The sequence below is a fragment of the Janibacter indicus genome, assembly GCF_900176385.1.
GTDB lineage: Bacteria > Actinomycetota > Actinomycetes > Actinomycetales > Dermatophilaceae > Janibacter > Janibacter indicus.
Window position 1 is genome coordinate 313,402 of sequence record NZ_FWXN01000002.1, and the last position, 17,255, is coordinate 330,656.

The 17,255-nt window shown below is 67.7% G+C and carries 11 protein-coding genes; 10 read left to right on the plus strand and 1 reads right to left on the minus strand.

Annotation, left to right across the window (positions count from 1 at the left end; translation table 11 throughout):
• Positions 1 to 235: 235 nt before the first annotated feature.
• The 8 genes from B9B60_RS03335 to B9B60_RS03370 all read left to right on the plus strand — a co-directional run bounded on the left by B9B60_RS03335 (position 236) and on the right by B9B60_RS03370 (position 14,860).
• The gene (locus B9B60_RS03335) at positions 236 to 5,029 is read left to right on the plus strand and encodes a DEAD/DEAH box helicase (protein ID WP_084449849.1); all 4,794 of its coding nucleotides are present in this window, start codon (positions 236 to 238) and stop codon (positions 5,027 to 5,029) included.
• 497 nt (positions 5,030 to 5,526) lie between these two features.
• Positions 5,527 to 6,798, plus strand: a complete 1,272-nt coding sequence (locus B9B60_RS03340) for a protein NO VEIN domain-containing protein (RefSeq protein WP_084449850.1) — start codon at positions 5,527 to 5,529, stop codon at positions 6,796 to 6,798.
• Positions 6,799 to 6,845: 47 nt separating this feature from the next.
• The gene (locus B9B60_RS03345) at positions 6,846 to 7,292 is read left to right on the plus strand and encodes a hypothetical protein (protein WP_143445414.1); all 447 of its coding nucleotides are present in this window, start codon (positions 6,846 to 6,848) and stop codon (positions 7,290 to 7,292) included.
• 231 nt (positions 7,293 to 7,523) lie between these two features.
• Positions 7,524 to 11,021: a hypothetical protein gene (locus tag B9B60_RS03350; protein WP_084449852.1), complete on the plus strand. Its 3,498-nt coding sequence runs from the start codon at positions 7,524 to 7,526 to the stop codon at positions 11,019 to 11,021.
• A 332-nt stretch (positions 11,022 to 11,353) separates the two neighbouring features.
• On the plus strand, positions 11,354 to 11,956 hold the full coding sequence (locus B9B60_RS03355) for an RNA polymerase sigma factor (protein ID WP_200811139.1): 603 nt from the start codon (positions 11,354 to 11,356) through the stop codon (positions 11,954 to 11,956).
• Positions 11,946 to 12,650 carry a hypothetical protein gene (locus tag B9B60_RS03360; RefSeq protein ID WP_084449854.1) on the plus strand — a complete coding sequence of 235 codons (705 nt, stop codon included), beginning with the start codon at positions 11,946 to 11,948 and terminating at the stop codon, positions 12,648 to 12,650. The genes B9B60_RS03355 and B9B60_RS03360 overlap by 11 nt, the downstream gene beginning before the upstream one ends.
• 26 nt (positions 12,651 to 12,676) lie before the next feature.
• Positions 12,677 to 13,252, plus strand: a complete 576-nt coding sequence (gene dcd, locus B9B60_RS03365; RefSeq protein ID WP_084449855.1) for a dCTP deaminase — start codon at positions 12,677 to 12,679, stop codon at positions 13,250 to 13,252.
• Between the two features lie 81 nt (positions 13,253 to 13,333).
• On the plus strand, positions 13,334 to 14,860 hold the full coding sequence (locus B9B60_RS03370) for an amidase (protein WP_084449856.1): 1,527 nt from the start codon (positions 13,334 to 13,336) through the stop codon (positions 14,858 to 14,860).
• Here the strand turns inward: B9B60_RS03370 and B9B60_RS03375 are convergent, their stop codons facing one another.
• Positions 14,861 to 15,826, minus strand: a complete 966-nt coding sequence (locus B9B60_RS03375; protein ID WP_084449857.1) for an endonuclease/exonuclease/phosphatase family protein — start codon at positions 15,824 to 15,826, stop codon at positions 14,861 to 14,863. It lies immediately after the preceding gene.
• A 178-nt stretch (positions 15,827 to 16,004) separates the two neighbouring features.
• Between B9B60_RS03375 and B9B60_RS03380 the strand changes: the two genes are divergently transcribed.
• Positions 16,005 to 16,535, plus strand: a complete 531-nt coding sequence (locus B9B60_RS03380; protein WP_084449858.1) for an RNA polymerase sigma factor — start codon at positions 16,005 to 16,007, stop codon at positions 16,533 to 16,535.
• Positions 16,532 to 17,230 carry a hypothetical protein gene (locus B9B60_RS03385; RefSeq protein ID WP_143445415.1) on the plus strand — a complete coding sequence of 233 codons (699 nt, stop codon included), beginning with the start codon at positions 16,532 to 16,534 and terminating at the stop codon, positions 17,228 to 17,230. Before B9B60_RS03380 ends, B9B60_RS03385 begins: the two co-directional genes overlap by 4 nt.
• The last annotated feature ends 25 nt before the right edge of the window (positions 17,231 to 17,255 follow it).

Here is a 17,255-nt window from a genome sequence, read left to right on the forward strand (position 1 = left end):
AAGCCGGACGGCACTGACCGAAGGAGGGGGAGCCAACTGGCTCCCCCTTCTTTCACGTCCGGCGACACCCCCGGTTGCCGATCCGACTCGACACCGGACTAGTACATACGCGCTCACGTCAGCGTCAGAACCTTGACAACTCCACAGAGCACAGGCCCCCCCGGCGATCGCGCCATGCCACCGAGACGACTGGTTAGGCTGCGGCCAAACCTCACGGACGGAAGGGGCATCGACGGTGTCGGTCACGCTTGAAGATCTGCTCGACAAGATCTGGTTCGGCGCGCAGAACACGGTCGAGAAGGGCTCCTCGTTCGAGCACCTGATCGCGAGCTACCTGCGCACGGCTCCGGAGTTCGCGGACCGCTTCGAGGACGTGTACCTGTGGCAGGACTGGCCCGAGCGTGGCGGGCAGGCTGATCATGGCATCGACATCGTGGCCAAGGACATCCACACCGGTGGGTGGTGCGCCGTTCAGGCGAAGTTCTACGATCCCCAGTCGCACATCAACAAGACGGACATCGACACCTTCCTCAGTGCCGCGAGCAACAAAGCCTTCACCAGCAAGCTCTTCGTCTCGACGACCACGAGCTGGGGTCCGACCGCCAAGCACGTTCTCGACGCCGCCGAGGTCACCCGCATCGGCTTGAGCGACCTGCTGGAGTCGAAGGTCGACTGGGAGTCGATCGACTGGTCGAGCCCGCTGCCGGAGGTGCTGCCGACATCGGGGAAGAAGACCCCGCGCCCGCACCAGCGCGAAGCCTTGAAGCAGGTGCGCGCCGGGTTCACCGAGCACGACCGCGGGCAGCTGCTGATGGCCTGCGGGACGGGCAAGACGTTCACGTCCCTGAAGGCCGCGGAGGAAGTCGCGACCTCCCGCAAGGGCGAGTCGACCACGGTGCTGTTCCTCGTGCCCTCGATCCAGCTGCTGAACCAGACGCTGCGGGAGTGGAAGCAAGAGTCCGAGATCCCCTTCCGCGCGTTCGCGGTGTGCTCCGACGTCAAGGTCGGGCGGCACTCCACGAGCGAGGACATGTCGGTACACGACCTCGTGGTGCCAGCGACCACGGACACGACGGCGCTGGCGAGCCAGATCGCAGCGCGTGGCGAGGACGACAAGTTCACGGTCGTGTTCTCCACGTACCAGTCGATCGACGTAGTCGCGCAGGCCCAGGCAGCCGGGATGCCGGACTTCGACCTGATCATCTGCGACGAGGCCCACCGCACCACGGGTGTCACACTTGCTGATCAGGACGAGTCGCCGTTCGTGCGCGTGCACGATCAGGGCTTCATCCGTGGCACGAAGCGGCTGTACATGACCGCGACCCCGAGGCTGTTCAACCCCGAGACCAAGGACAAGGCGAAGGGGGCCGACGCGGTCCTGGCGTCGATGGACGACGAAGCAGTGTTCGGGCCGGTCTTCCACCGCCTGGGCTTCGGCGAGGCCGTCGAGCGGGACCTGCTGACCGACTACAAGGTCTTGGTGCTGACGGTCGACGAGGACTACGTCGCCCGCAACTTCCAAACCGAGATGGCCGCCGCCGGCGAGCTGCCGCTGGGGGACGCGGCGAAGATCATCGGCTGCTGGAACGGCTTGGCCAAGCAGTTCGGCGACATCGACGACGACGAACGTGCCCTCGTCGGCGTGCAGCCGATGCGCCGGGCAGTCGCGTTCTCCCACAGCATCAAGGCGTCCAAGTCGATCACCAACGCCTTCCCCGACATCGTCGAGCGGCACATCAGCGCCGAACCCGTCGCCTCCGGCGTCCAGCCCGAGGAGATCGAGGACGCGCTGCGCGTGGACGTCCACCACGTCGACGGCACCATGAACGCCCTGCAGCGCGGGCAGGAACTCGCCTGGCTCAAAGACGGCGCCCCCGAGGACGAGAACACCTGCCGGATCCTGTCCAACGCCCGCTGCCTGTCCGAAGGCGTGGACGTCCCGGCTCTGGACGCGGTGCTGTTCCTGACCCCGCGCGGGTCGCAGGTCGACGTCGTGCAGTCCGTCGGGCGGGTGATGCGCAAGGCCGAAGGGAAGAAGCTCGGCTACATCATCCTGCCCGTCGTCGTGCCGGCCGGCGCGAGCCCGGAGTCGGCCCTGGCGGACAACAAGCGCTTCCAGGTCGTCTGGCAGGTCCTGCAGGCCCTGCGCGCCCACGACGACCGGTTCAACGCGATGGTCAACCAGATCGAGCTGAACAAGAAGCGGCCCAAGGGTCTGGGTATCGGGCACGTCAGCGACCGCCCCGCCGATGATGACGCCGACACCCAGCTCGAGTTGTCCTTCGACATCGAGGGCTGGCGCGATGCGATCTACGCGCGGATCGTCAAGAAGGTCGGCGAACGGCGGTACTGGGAGACCTGGGCAAAGGACATCGCCAAGATCGCCCAGCAGCACATCACCCGGATCACCGCACTGCTGGCCGACCGGGACTCGAACGCCGCCAAGGAGTTCGACGCCTTCCTCGAGGGCCTGCGCGGCAACCTCAACGACGGCATCACCCAGACCGACGCGATCGAGATGCTCGCCCAGCACCTGATCACCCGCCCGGTCTTCGAGGCCCTCTTCGCCGGGTACGACTTCGCGCACTCCAACCCCGTCGCCCAGACCATGGAGCGCATGCTCGAGGTCCTCGACGAGCACTCCCTCGATGACGAGAACGCCGCCCTGGAGAAGTTCTACGACTCCGTGCGCGCCCGGGTCGAGGGCATCGACAACGCCGAGGGCCGGCAGCGGATCATCGTCGAGCTCTACGACAAGTTCTTCGCCACCGCCTTCAAGCGCACCGTCGACAAGCTCGGCATCGTCTACACGCCCGTGGAGATCGTCGACTTCATCCTCAACTCCGCCGACGAGCTCCTGCGGCAGCACTTCGGGCAGGGGTTGACGGACGAAGGGGTGCACATCCTCGACGGGTTCACCGGCACTGGGACCTTCATGACCCGCCTGCTGCAGTCCGGCCTGATCGAACCCCACGATCTGGCCCGCAAGTACGCCAACGAGCTGCACGCCAACGAGATGCTCCTGCTGGCGTACTACATCGCTGCGGTCAACATCGAGACCACGTACCAGGACCTGCGCCGCGGCGACCTGAGCGACGGGCAGGCCGAGTACGAGCCCTTTGAAGGCCTGGTCCTGACGGACACCTTCCAGTCCTACGAGGACGGCGACGAGGACGACCTCGGGGTGTTCCCCGTCAACAACGAGCGCATCAACCGGCAACGGCAGCTGCCGATCACGGTCATCGTCGGCAACCCGCCCTACTCCTCCGGGCAAGACTCGGCCAACGACGACAACGCCAACGAGAAGTACCCCGCCCTCGATGCAGCCATCCGGGACACCTACGCCGCCCGCTCGACCGCGACGAACAAGAACAGCCTCTACGACTCCTACATCCGCGCCATCAAATGGGCCTCCCTGCGGATCAAGGACCGAGGCGTCATCGCCTACGTCACCAACGGCGGCTGGCTCGACTCCAACACCGCCGACGGCATGCGACTGACCCTCGCCCAAGAGTTCAGCGACATCTACATCCTGAATCTGCGCGGTGACCAGAAAGGCGATTGGCAACGCGAAGGAGGCAAGATCTTCGATCAAGGCAGCACGACTGCGGTTGCTGTCGCCATCCTTGTGAAGGATCCCCGCCCTTCGAGTGAGGCCCCGAATATCACCTTCGTCGACATCGGCGAATTCTTGGACCGCGGAGAGAAGCTGGACAAGGTCGCACGTGCCGGGACCTACTCTGGTCTCGATTCGCGAAAGATTGTGGCCAACGAGTACGGCGACTGGTTGAGCCACCGAACCTCTCGGTTCCAGTCGTTCCTCCCACTGTCCGGGTCCGGGGACGAACCCGGCGTATTTGGTCGTGTCGGTCCCGGAGTCCAGTCGAATCGGGATGTCTGGGTGTACGGATCATCGGCGTTGGGCCTGTCAAATAACATGCGTACCGCGGTCTCGGCCTATCAGCAGTCCCTCCACGATGGTCAACGCGTCCTGGACACCAAGAGGATCAAGTGGTCGTCCTCGCTGGAACAGCGATTTGTTCGGGGCGAGCAGATCCTGGCTTCAGACGAGACCCCCTTCCCAGCCGCCTACCGACCTTTCGAACGACGGTTGCGCTACCCAGATCGTAGGTGGATCCATCGCCCTGGGCTTGGTCCGTGGGCGTTTCCCACGCCGCGAGCATCGAACCGCTGCATTGCCGTGGCGGGTGTGTCATCCCACGCCCCCTTCTCAGTACTGATGACCGGTCATGAGCCGAACCAGCACGTCATCGACACCACCCAAGGGTTTCCTCGCTGGCGTTACGAGGCATCTGCTGACCGCGGAAACCAACTGGCCATTGAGGACGTCACCCGCGAAACGGTTGACGGTCACCAAAGAATTGACAACGTTACTGACGAGATCTGGCTCTACTTCGTGCGCGCCTACGGCGAATCCTTCACGAAGGACGACGTCTTCTCCTACGTATATGGACTACTCCACTCGCCCGACTACCGGGAGACGTACGCGGCCGACCTGAAGAAGTCCCTCCCGCGGATCCCGCTCGTGATGGATGCTGGTCCCTTTGTCGAAGCCGGAGGCAAGCTCTCCGAACTCCACCTCTCCTACGAGTCCGTTGCGCCCTACGCCCTCAACGGACTCGACACGGACCCCGGCCCATCGGACCCGTACGAGTTCTTCCGGGTCGAGAAGATGAGGTTCGCCAAGGTCCTTGACCCTGAGACGAACAAGAAGGTCGCGGACCGTTCGACGATCGTCTACAACGACCGCATCACGCTCTCGGGGATCCCGGAGCAGGCGTACCGGTACATGCTTGGGTCGCGCTCGGCGATCGAGTGGGTGATGGACCGCTACCAGGTGAAGACCGACAAGTCGTCGGGCATTGTCAACGACCCGAACGACTGGTCGCGTGAGGTCGAGGACCCGCGCTACATCGTTGACCTGCTCGCCCGGATCGTCACAGTGAGCCTGGAGACGATGAAGATCGTGGATGCGCTGCCGGCGCTGGAGATCAGGGATCAGCAGTGACCGGGGAGCAACACTGCGACCTGTGCAACCTCCCCTTCGCGCAGTGCGCGCACGGGCTGGCTCGTCGGCAGCGGCGCGCGGAAGCCAAGGCCAAGAAGACAGCGCAGAAGGCGCAGAAGAGCCAGCCAGCGAAGCCCGTGTCACAGCGCTTGGTCTCCCAGAAGCAGCGAGAGCAATTGCCCGAGGTGCTGCAAGGGGTGCCCGTTGTCGCGGCACAGCCGGCTGCGTCGAAGATCCGGCGCAAGTGCGCGACGTGCGGGCGACGGTCCCGCTTCGGGCGGTACAGCGTGTGCGCGACGTGTCTTCGGGCTCAGGGCGGTCGGGAGTGCACGCGCTGCGGTCGTCTCTTTCGTCCGCCGGCTGGATCGAAGGCAGCCAAGCGTTGCGGCACTTGTTCGGGCAAGCGTGCCTACACGGTCACGACGATGGGCGCCCCAGGCTTGGGCAGGCGAGCCTGACGGCCGGATCTGACCGAGATCAGAGACAAAGGAGTTTCGATGGCCATCAACTTCAAGCTGCTACCTCGCGGTGAAGTGCCCATCTACGCGAACGACTCGCTAGGGCGAACTTGGGCGGGCTGGGACGACAACGTGACCTTGCAGGGCACTTGGCACGTCAACAGGGGGCAGTGGAATGTCAGCGCGGAGCGCCTCGCGCGGGAGAACTACGCAACGATGTCGTTCGAAGGCACAGTGCGCTTGGTCGCCCGGCTGGACGGGTTCACCACGGATGAGGACGGCCTGAAGATTCTGCATGGGCAGGTCCTGCCCGCCACCCACCCGGTGAGCAAGGAGCTGATGGGGCGGACGGTGCCAAGCGGGCGGAACCCGGTTTCCTACTTCGACACCAGCGAGCTCGAGGTCACTGAGCCTGAGCCAGGCAATGCAGTCCTGCTGACAATGAATCCGGCGCTCTACGATTTCTACGCCTTGGAGGCGCGGGAAGCGCAGGCGGCGATCTCGTTGGGGCAGCCTGCACCTGGCCGATGGTCGGTGGCCAAGCGGGTTCAGGGGATTGGTCCCGGCGACACCGTGTACATGCTCAAGCAGGGGGAGGAGCCGCGAGGGATCGTCGCCTCGGGCACGGTCACGAGCGAGATCTTCGTCGACGACCACTGGGACCCAGAGGTACCCGGAGAACTCAGCTACGTGGAGGTGTCGTGGACTGCGGTCGTCGACGAGGACGCGCCCCTACCGCTGGAGAGCCTGAAGGAGGTGTTCCCGCAGCAGCATTGGACTCCTCAGTCCAGTGGTCAGGGCGTTCGTCCTGAGGTGGTGTCTGGCCTCGCCGCGATGTGGGCCGAGTTCGTGGGCCGTGCTGTCGACAATGGCGTAGCGCCGTCGCCCGCTGGGGGGCGCGGCCAGGGGCGTGTGGTCGACGCCAGATTGCGAAAGCAGATCGAGGACGCGGCCCAAGACCGACTCATGAGGTACTACCGGGACCTTGGTTGGGATGTTCGCGACGTCCGCTACACGGAGCCGTACGACGCTCTAGCTACGAAGGGCGAGACCACGCGCTACCTCGAGGCCAAGGGCACCATGGGCAGCGCTGACACGGTCATCGTCACGCGCAATGAAGTTGCGCACGCTCGGAGTCACCCGGATGCGTGCATCTTGGGCATCCTGACGTTCCTCCAGCTGGACGAGAACGGCGACATCGACCCCGAGTCGGGTGATTTCTTCATCGGCCCCTTCGACCCGGACGCAGGTGAACTCACTCCGATCTCCTACGACTTCGCCCCCGCGTGGGACAACTTCACCCCGCTGTAGGTCTCTCACCACTGACGCGCTGGAGGGTCGTCAGCATCCTCCCTGGCATGAGTGACACACACGCTGCGCCACGTGGTCCCTTCGAACCGAGCCCTGTGCCGTCTGACCGAGACCTTCTGCCCGGGGAGTTGCCGTTCACCGCGTGGGGACAGCACGCGAATGGGACTCTGGACCTCCGTGTCTTCGACCAAGGCATCTGGTGGGTTGACGCGCAACAGCGTCCGCATCGAATCGCCGAGATGTCGTTGGAGTACCTGCGGAACGTATTGGCCGATCTTGAGGAGGCTGCGGAACGCCTCCACCTCGCCATCGTGCGCAAGGAGGTGCTCGAAGACATGGCCGCCCTGTTGTCCGGGCGTATCCCGGGCAATACGGTTGCTGAGGCCTTCGGCGCGACCGCAGTCGCCGACGTCTCGCCCGCGGTGTGGTTGGCGAGCACCCCGCTGGTCCGCGCAGTACACGCAGCGCTCGCCCAAGGCATCGTCGGCGATTGAGCGGGCGACCTGGACGGTCCGTGCTCACAGAGGCTGGCGTTCACGTTCGGCATAGGAAAGTAGGTTCGCCGGGTGGTCGGACCAGCGGGCCCTCAGCCGGGCCGCCCACGTTGTCGTTGCTCCGTGCTATTTCTTGAGCAGACGGTGGCGAATCAGTCGAGGAGGAGACATGGGAGCGTCAGCGATGTTGTTCTTCTCCCACGACACGGACGCTCTTCGAGAGGGAAGCACGTGAACCTGATCGATCGGATCCAGAGCCGTCTGGACGACGACGGGCATCGCCTTCAATCCGGTGATTTCGAAGACTGCGCGACGGAACTGATCGGGCGGTTGTACCCGGGGCTGGCCCCAATTCCAGGCGGGACGGACCACGGGCTCGATGCTGAGCTCGTCAGACCCAACGGGCACGTGCTCGGGCTCGTGGTCACGTCGTCCCGCAGTTGGGACGGAGCCAAGAAGAGTCTGCGTGGCAGCCTGAAGTCCGCGCGGGAACATGGCCGCAAGTTGGAACACGTGATGGTGGCCAATCTCGCGGAGGTCAACCAGACCAAGCGCCTTCAACTGGCCAAGATCGCCAACGAGTTCGACTGCGACTTGATGCAGGTCTTCGACCGTGCATGGTTCGCGAATGAGTTTCTCAGGAGCCCGGACTGGCGACTGAAGGTCTTGGGCATCTCAGGAGGGTTCTCCAGCTTCTCTCGGACGGCCCGCGGTGCGCGCCCCGAGGAGACGCAACTCTCGACCATCGGTCGCGACGAACTTCTCGCCACGGCGGCGGCCACTGATCACGACCTTGTCATCTGGGGCGTCCCGGGCGCGGGAAAGAGCCACGTCGCCGGGAAGTTGCCCGGTGCGCTCTTCCTCGCTGAGCATGCTCTGCCCGAGCAGCTGGTGGATGACCTAATCTCAACGACCCCGGACGTCGTCGTGGTTGATGACGCGGGCGCGCGGGCTGCCGATGTCCAGCGGCTCTGGGGCGCCCGCGAGGCGGAGAACCTCGACTTTCGCATTGTGGCCACGTGTTGGCCACACGAGGTTGGAGCAGTTGGCGACGCACTGCCTGGCGCCACCAGTTGCGAGGTCGATCTCTTGACGCGCGAAGAACTCGGAGCAATTCTGCGGGAACGAGGTGTGACCCGTACCGCGGTTCTGGCGCACATTCTCGATCAGGCGCAGGGCCGTCCTGCGTGGGCTATCAACCTCGCGGACCTCCTCGTGGACCGTCGGGACTGGCAATCCGTGTGGTCAGGTCGAGCCCTCCGCCAGCAAATTCTTTCATTTCTGCGGCGATCTAACGCTGAAGATGAGGCAATTCACCTGCTGGCTACTGTCGCGCTCGCAGGTGGGGTCAACGAACGTCAAATGCGCGAGTTGGGCAAGTTGTTTGAGCTGACCCCCACTCGGCGCGCAGGGTTGACTCGTTCGGTGGCCATCGCCGGACTTCTGGATGTGCAACGCCGGTCCACGTGGGAGGGTGATGGGCCTACGGTGGAGGAGTTCTACCGAGTGGTACCGCCAGTTGTCGCGGCCAGTATTGCTTCTGACGTCTACTTTGCTGCCAGCGCGCCTGCGATCTCGATCAGGGACATCAAGGAGGCGCTACCTGAGCTCTCGCCGCACGTAGTGCAGTCTCAGATTCATGCCGCTCTGCTTGGGGCGGACGAGCCACTGATCCCGACTGAGGTCGAGTTCATCTCGGCGCTCGAAGGCACCAGTGAGAGTTCTGAGCGAATGGAATTGCTCAGAACCTACGCCCTTATTGGGCCTCGCTACGCCAATATCGTCGACGGCCATCTTGCGAAGGGCGTAGCTAGCGCCGTGGCGACCGGTCAGGCAGCAATTGCCTTAAGCCAGCTAGTGGAGCTTGCTCATAGGACGGCGGAGGCGCTCCAGCGAGACGACAACACCTCTACAGGGCAACTGTTCGAGGCGTTTGTGCTTGTCATCGGGCAGGGGTGGGACTGTAGCGCTGCGGTGAAGGCTCTGGTCGAGGGAGTCCGTGCTGCCCCTCCCGGTGAATGGCCGTCTCCCGACCCCATCACGAGGCTTGCGATGGCCATCTCGGGCCCGCAGTGCTCGGAGCTCCCACGACAGGTGTGGCTCGAGTTGGCTGTTGAAATCCTTACCCCTACCGTCGACGGGAACTACAAGGACCCTGAGTCGAGCGCTCGATGGGTATTGCAGTCCTTCACCTGGCCCGCGCATGTGTTGACCGAGTTGTTTGATCTCCTCCGTACCAGCCTGGCCGGGCGCGCTGAGCAGGCGGACGTCACTCAACTGCGGCAACTCATCATGCTTCTTGAGAAGTTCGTTGGTCTTGCTGCGGGGCGTCAGCTTCCATTCGGGGGCCTGCCCACGGAGGAACAGAGGTCCGCGGGGGCCGAGATCGCACGCGCCCTAGCTGCCGATGTCGGTCGTCAGATCTCGACGCCGGGTCTTCGAACCGTATTCAACCGCGCAGTGGGCGAGGTGGCGGCGCCACTGAATGAACCGGACGACCTGTTCCGCGCGCTGACCCGCGAGCATGACTTCGGCTGCGGCTGGGAAGAAGACCAACGCCGGCACGCGGAGTCCGTCGATGCCGCGCTCGCTGCCTACCTGGTCAGGCCAGCTGAGACCCTTATGGCCTGGCTTGAAGGACATCAGCAAGACCTCTCCATGGTTTCGGGCGCGGCCGCGCTGCATCTGGTGTTTGCCCGCCTCGCTGCGGAGCCCAACCCAACGGAGTGGTTGCGGGCGGCGCTAGACCACGGTCTTGGTCGTGTGGCAGGGCCTGTGATTCGCAAGTGCCTCGATTTGGGTCTCATGACTGAAGCGCTGTCGCGGCGGATGTTGGCAGACCGAGGCGCCCGAACCGCGTTCGTGCCCGCGGTCATCGCAGACTGTCACGACCAGAGCCTCGTCGACATGGTCGTCGAGGATTTGTCGGGGGAGGACCTCGCCAGCCTTGAGTGGGGGGCACCCCTCGGAAATGCGGGCGCATCTACGCTGGCCCTCTTGTTTCAGCACCCGAGCCCTCAGGTGCGGAGTGGAACCGCAGTGCTCTGGGCGGCAGATCGTTTGATGGGGCGGAAGGACGCCGTCCTTGACGCAGAGTGGGCTGAGGCGATGGAAGCCTTGGACGTTGATCAGGACGCGCCACACAACTGGGCCCAGAACGAAGCTCTAAAGGCGCTGGCAAGAGTTGCTCCAGAATCCTTCATGGACCTGATGGTTCGCCACGTAGTGTCACCGGACAGCATGGGGTCCTACGATGTTTGGAAGGACTCCGCCGCGGAACTCTCGGTCCATAACCGGCAAGCTGTATGGAGAAGGGTCCGCGACTCGCCACGCGCGGCGAACGCGTTCTGGGTGCTTGCATGCGACGACACGGATTGGATCTCCAAGGAAGTGGCTGAGCCTGGCTTCCCCCTCAGCGTGGGCCAACTCCTGCATGCGATGCAGTTTCAGTTCCACGTGCGTCTTCCATTGTCCGACTTGGCACGCGCCCTGCGACCCATGGGATGGACTCCTGATGATCTCCTCTGGACCCTGGAGGTCGGCACGGGCACCGGAACGGAGTACGAGCGACTTGCGGCGCACCTTGAGACATGTGCCCAGCTGGCGGCGTCGTCCGACGCCGACTTGGCCGCACTGGGCGCGCGCGGCGTTGAGAGGTACCAGCCTCGAGTGGATAAGGCGCGAGCTGCCGCGCGTCGGGCAGCCGTGCGCGGCGAGTTGGGGCCGTGACCTACCACGCCGACCTATCGACACTCGCACGCCGCCACGAAGCTGAGGCACTGTAGGGCTCCCCGCATGCATGTGAAGAAGTTGCACCGTGCGTGTGAAGGGTGCGACGGGCACAGATTGGAAGCCTGGAAAGCTAGGGTCGGCGCGAATTAGGGCAACACCCCTCAGCAGTTTCTCGGCCCCGTCACCGCTCGGTGACGGGGCCGAGGGCTTTTGCGCGCGGGTCGGGGACTGGGTTGATGTAACTGGGTGCGCTGGGGGTCACCCACGCACATCGATCGGCGACGAGGAGTGGGCGTGAACCCCCCTTCGCCCTGCGGGCAAGTACAGGTGTGAGCACACTGGGGACGGACACGGGCAGGCCGCCGATGGGGCAGGTCAAGGCGCTGCGGCGGTCGCCGAGCGTCGGCGGGGTACCGATCGACGAGGTCTTCGACCGGCACCACGCCGACGTCTACCGCTACCTCGCCCGGCGCGTGCCGGCCGACGTCGCGGAGGACCTCGCGAGCGAGACCTTCGTCCAGGCGGTGACCCGAGGGCACACCTTCGACCCGGAGCGGGGGGCGCTGCGGGGGTGGATCTTCGGCATCGCGAGCAACCTGCTCTCCCGCCACCACCGCGAAGAGGTCCGCGCCTACCGGGCCTGGGCCCGCACCGGCGTCGACCCGCTGGTGACCGCGGGCGACGAGACCGATCGAGCCATCGACCGGGTCGACTCGCAGTCACGCCGGCCGGCTCTCGTCACCGCCCTCGCCGACCTCTCCGACGGCGACCGGGACGTGCTGCTGCTCGTCGCCCATGCGGGCCTCACCTATGCCGAGGTCGCCCAGGCCCTCGACCTGCCGGTCGGGACCGTGCGCTCCCGGCTCAACCGCGCCCGGGGCATCGTGCAGGCCGCGCTCGACGACACCAAGGGGAGCCACGATGACCACTGACGAGATCGGCCTGCTCGACGGGCCGGAGATGGACGCGCTGCGCGAGCTGCGGGCCGACGTGCCTGGGCCGACTCAGGCGCAGCGACGGGTCGCGTGGGAGCGCGTGCAGGGGGCCCGCTCCCACGCCGAGCCCCGGAGCAGGAAGGGCGGCCGCTCCTGGCTGCTGGGCGGCGCGGCCGCCGTGGCCGCCGCCGTCGTCGTCGGGGGAGTCGTGGTCGCCACGGGCGGCCCCGAGTCGGCGCCCCCGGCCACCAGCTCGGACCAGAGCTCCTCGGCCGCCCCGACCAACCCCAACCCCACTCCCTTCGTCACCGGCAGCGTGTGGGAGCCCGTGGACGCGAGCGAGCGCAAGGTCATCGAGAGGTACCGCAAGGACATCGCCCTCACGCCCGAGGGGGGCGTGCGCATCGAGATCCCCGAGACGATGAACTGGGAGGCGATGACCAAGGCGACCAATGCCGAGGGCATCCCGGTGCGTTTCTGGGCGGTCTCCGGGACGACGAATGCCTGGGAGATCGGCGGGACCATGACCATCGACCCCGAGGACGGTGTCGACATGGCGGCGGAGCCCGGGGAGCCCTATCCGCCGGATGGCGTCACCTTCGAGCGCTCGGGGGGCAAGGACTCCCCGGTGGCCGCGGTCGTCTTCGACCACGTCCCGACCGTGCCGGTCGACATCAACTTCACCCAGTGAGGCCCCTCCCGCTCTAGGGTCGGAGCATGCTGCTCTCCGACAGGGACATCCGGGCCGAGATCGACGGTGGGCGGGTCGTGCTCGACCCGTGGGACCCGACGATGGTCCAGCCGAGCAGCGTGGACGTGCGGCTGGACAAGTTCTTCCGGCTCTTCGACAACCACAAGTACCCGGTCATCGACCCGGCCCAGGACCAGCCCGAGCTCACCCGGCTCATCGAGGTCGAGCCCGACGAGGGCTTCGTCCTCCACCCGGGTGAGTTCGTCCTCGGCTCCACCCTCGAGACGATCACCCTGCCCGACGACCTCGCCGCCCGCGTCGAGGGCAAGTCCTCGCTCGGTCGCCTCGGGCTGCTGACCCACGCGACGGCCGGCTTCGTCGACCCGGGCTTCTCGGGGCACGTGACGCTCGAGCTGAGCAATGTCGCCACCCTGCCGATCCGTCTCTGGCCGGGCATGAAGGTCGGACAGCTGTGCTTCTTCCGCCTCTCCTCACCGGCCGAGCACCCCTACGGCTCGGCGGCCTACGGGTCGCACTACCAGGGCCAACGGGGCCCGACGGCGAGTCGCTCGTTCGCGGGCTTCCACCGGTCGCAGGTGTAGGCCGTCCCTTCGAGACGGTCGGCCGCGGGCGGCCTCCCTCCTCAGGGGCCGCAACGGTGACCCACGGGTAACATCGGGCACATGAGCGCCGACACCCGCCCCACCGTGCCCTACGAGCAGGTTCGCGAGGACCACGAGTCCCGACGGGTGTCGGCCTACCGCGACGACGCACTCGGCTCCCTCGACGCGACGGGCGTCGCCGAGGAGATCCGGGCCGGCCGGATCAGCGCGACCGAGGCCGTCGAAGCCGCCATCGCCCGCGTCGCCGCCGTCGACCCGGAGCTGGGTGCGACGACCGTCCTCGACACCGACCGCGCCCGCGAGCGGGCCGCCGCGATCGCTCCCGACGCCAAGGGGGCCGGGGCGCGGGCCCCCTTCGCCGGGGTGCCGACGGCCTTCAAGGACAACGTCCACGTGGCCGGGCTGCCCGTGCGCATGGGGTCCGACGCGCTGCCGGACCGGCCCGCGACCGAGGACGGGGCCTTCGTCCGGCAGTACCTGTCCACGGGCGTGGTGCCGGTGGCGACGACGACCTGTCCTCCCTTCGGCTGGACGGCGACGACCGAGCGGCCGGGCGGCCGGATCACCCGTAACCCCTGGGCCACCGGCTACTCCTCGGGCGGTTCCTCCGGCGGGTCCGCGGCACTCGTCGCCTCCGGGGCCCTGCCGATCGCCCACGGCAACGACGGCGGCGGGTCGATCCGCATCCCCGCCGCGGCCTGCGGGCTCGTGGGTCTCAAGGTGAGCCGCGGCCGACTGCAGGGTGACCCGAGCACCGACCAGACGCCGATCCCGATCGTCGTCAACGGCGTGCTCACCCGCACCGTGCGCGACACCGCGGCCTTCGTCGCCGCGGCCGAGCAGCACCAGCCGGCACGCAAGCTGCCGCCCGTCGGCCTCGTCGAGGGCCCGTCATCCCGCCGCCGGAGGGTCGGCGTGATGATCGACTCGCCGCTCGTCCCCCCGACCGACTCCCAGACCCGTGAGGCCGTCGAGGGGGCGGCCCGGCTGCTCGACGGGCTCGGCCACGACGTCGACGACGTCGAGGTGCCGGTGCCGGCCTTCTTCAAGACCGACTTCGAGGACTACTGGGGGCTGCTCGCCCTCGCTTCCGCCAAGCAGGGCCGCCGGGTCTACGGCGAAGGCTTCGACGCCGCGCAGCTCGACCCCTTCACCCTCGGCCTGGCCAAGCGCGCCACCAAGCGGCTGTACCGCGCCCCGCTCTACCTCGCCCGCCTGGCCGCGGTCGGTCCGGTGGCGCAGCGCAACTTCCCGGCGGTCGACGTCATCCTCACGCCGACGCTCGCGCACACCACCCCGCGCATCGGCTACCTGTCCGGTGACCTCGACTTCGAGACCCACTTCGCGCGCCTGCCGGACTACGTCGGCTTCACCCCGCTGCACAATGCGAGCGGGCAGCCGTCGATCTCGCTCCCGCTCGGTCACACCGACGACGGTCGCCCGATCGGCGTCATGCTCTCCGCGCGAAGGGGGCAGGAGCGGCTGCTCCTCGAGCTCGCCTTCGAGCTGGAGGCGGCGGCCCCCCTTCGAGGCTCGGGCCCGGGGGCCCGCGCACCTCAGGACGGCGCCTTCGCCCGGCTCGGCTGATCAGGGCAGCGCGACCGTCGCGGTCAGCGCGCGGTGGTCGCTGCCGCGCTCGCGGGTGACCTCGAGCGCGGTGCACGCGGCCCCGCGGGTCGTCACGTGGTCGATCGGCACCGGCCCGTAGGCGGCTCCGCGCGTCCGCCCCCACGTGCCGGGGAACCCGGACCCGAGCTGAGCGGTGCAGTCCCGCAAGCCTGTTCGCTTCACCCACCGCCGGTAGGCGACCGCGCTGGGCGGTGCGTTGAGGTCGCCGAGGACGATGACCGGACCGTCACTCCCTTCGGTCGCCAGACGAAGGGAGTCCAGCCCCTCGCCCCAGCGGTCGGCCGCGAGGAAGGCGGGGTTCTGCAGGCGCGTGCCGACGACGGTGACTTCCGTGCCACCCCGGCGCAGCCGCAGTGCACTTCCGGGCTGCCGACCGGCGAGCGGGGTGGACGAGGCGACCGTCCACGGGCTGCGCACCCAGACGTCGACGTCGGTCCCGATGTAGTCGTCGTGGTCGCTGGCGGCGAGCCGCCACTGCGGGCCGAGGGCGCGACCCAGGCCATCGGTGCGTCCGGGGTCCCACTCCTGCAGGGCGAGCACGTCGGCGCCGTCGGCGAGGTCGACGAGCTCCGCGTCGGTTGGGCCCGCCCACGCCGTGTTGAGCGTCGCGACCGTGATCGTCGGCCCGTCCTCGGCCGCGGGCCGCGGGTCGGCGACGACGTGGTCGAGCAGCGGTGCCTGGCTGAGCAGCAGGGCGGCGACGAGGGCGAGCCGCCACCAGCGCAGGTGGCGCCACGACACGAGCGCGGCCACCAGGGCGACCCCGACGACGACGGGCAGGGCGGCGGCGATGACGACCCCGATGCTCGTGCGGCCACCGCGCAGGTACATGGCGGCGACGGCGAGCACGCACAGGACGAGGACGCCGAAGCCGGCCCACGCCAGCAGCGTCCTCCAGCGTCTCCCCGCCCGGTGCTCCGTCATCGCGAGCCCAGTGTGCCAGCCGGTCGCGGCCCGTCGAGCGGGGGCGGGAACCGATCCGCGACGTGCGGGGAAGAACAGGTGTGAGCGCGACGGAGAGCACCATGGCGACATGGGCGACGAAGGGAGCAGTGATGACCGGGCATGAGGCCGCGCAGGGGCGACCTCGCGCCCGGTCACGCTGCTCGAGGTCTTCGACCAGCACTACCGGGACGTCCACGGGTACCTCGCGCGACGGGTGGACGCCCACACGGCCGAGGACCTCGCGAGCGAGACCTTCGTCCGCGCGCTGGAGCACGGCGACCGCTTCGACCCGACGAAGGGAGGTCATCGCGCCTGGCTCTTCGGCATCGCGACCAACCTCCTCGCCAAGCACCGGCGCAGCGAGGTTCGCGGCTACCGGGCCCACGCGCGACTCGGTGCGGACCCGCTCGTCGAGGGGTACACCGGCCTCGGCGAGATCGACGCCCGGGTCGATGCGCAGGCCCGCGGGCGGGCCCTCGCCGGCGCGCTGGCCGACCTGCGCGACGACGAGCGTGACGTGCTGCTGCTCGTCGCCCACGCCCAGATGAGCCACGCGGAGGTGGCGGAGGCGCTCAACCTGCCCATCGGCACCGTGCGCTCACGGCTGCACCGGGCACGCGCCCGGGTCCGCGCGGCGCTCACCGACCACGACGGCACCGACCACGACACCGAGGGGGGTCACCCATGAGCCGGGATGTGCTCGAGCACGACGAGATCAACCACGACGACCACGACCTCGTGGCGGTGCAGGGCCACCGCGCCGACCTGACCGGCGTCGACGACACGCAGGTGGCCGCGGCCCGCGAGCGGCTCGCCGCGCTGGACGGTGCCGACCGACCGCTGGGGTCCGCGACCGGATCCGGCCGCGGCAGGACGGGGCGACCCCTGCGGCTGATCGCCGGACTGGCGGCGGCCGGGGTCGCGGCCTCCCTCGTCGGGGTCGCCCTGTGGGCCGCGTCCGACGGCGGGCCCAGCGGACCCGCGACGGTGCCGGCCGCTCCTGCCTCGACGTCCACGTCGACGACAACCCGGTCGACGTCCAAGGCCACGCCGGTGGTCCCCGCGCCCGAGGGGCTCTTCGCCGAGGGGCAGCCGCTGCACTGCATGGCCCTGCACGACGAGCCGCTCGGCGAGGTCGCCCGCAAGCTCGCGACGACCGACCTCAAGGTCGTCTACACGCTCCCGGAGACCGACTCCGCGTCCGGCAAGCGGGAGCGGTGGACCCAGGCGCGGGCCGCGGCCGACACGACGATGAAGGTCTCGGAGGTCATGGAGCGGGACTCCTCCACCATCGAGGTCTACTTCTGGTCCAAGGACAACCCGGACTTCCAGCCGCAGCTGCTGAAGGACGACTTCGACCGACGCTGTCCCGCCCCGCGCTGACCTCCGAGCCGGTCAGGGCCGCTCG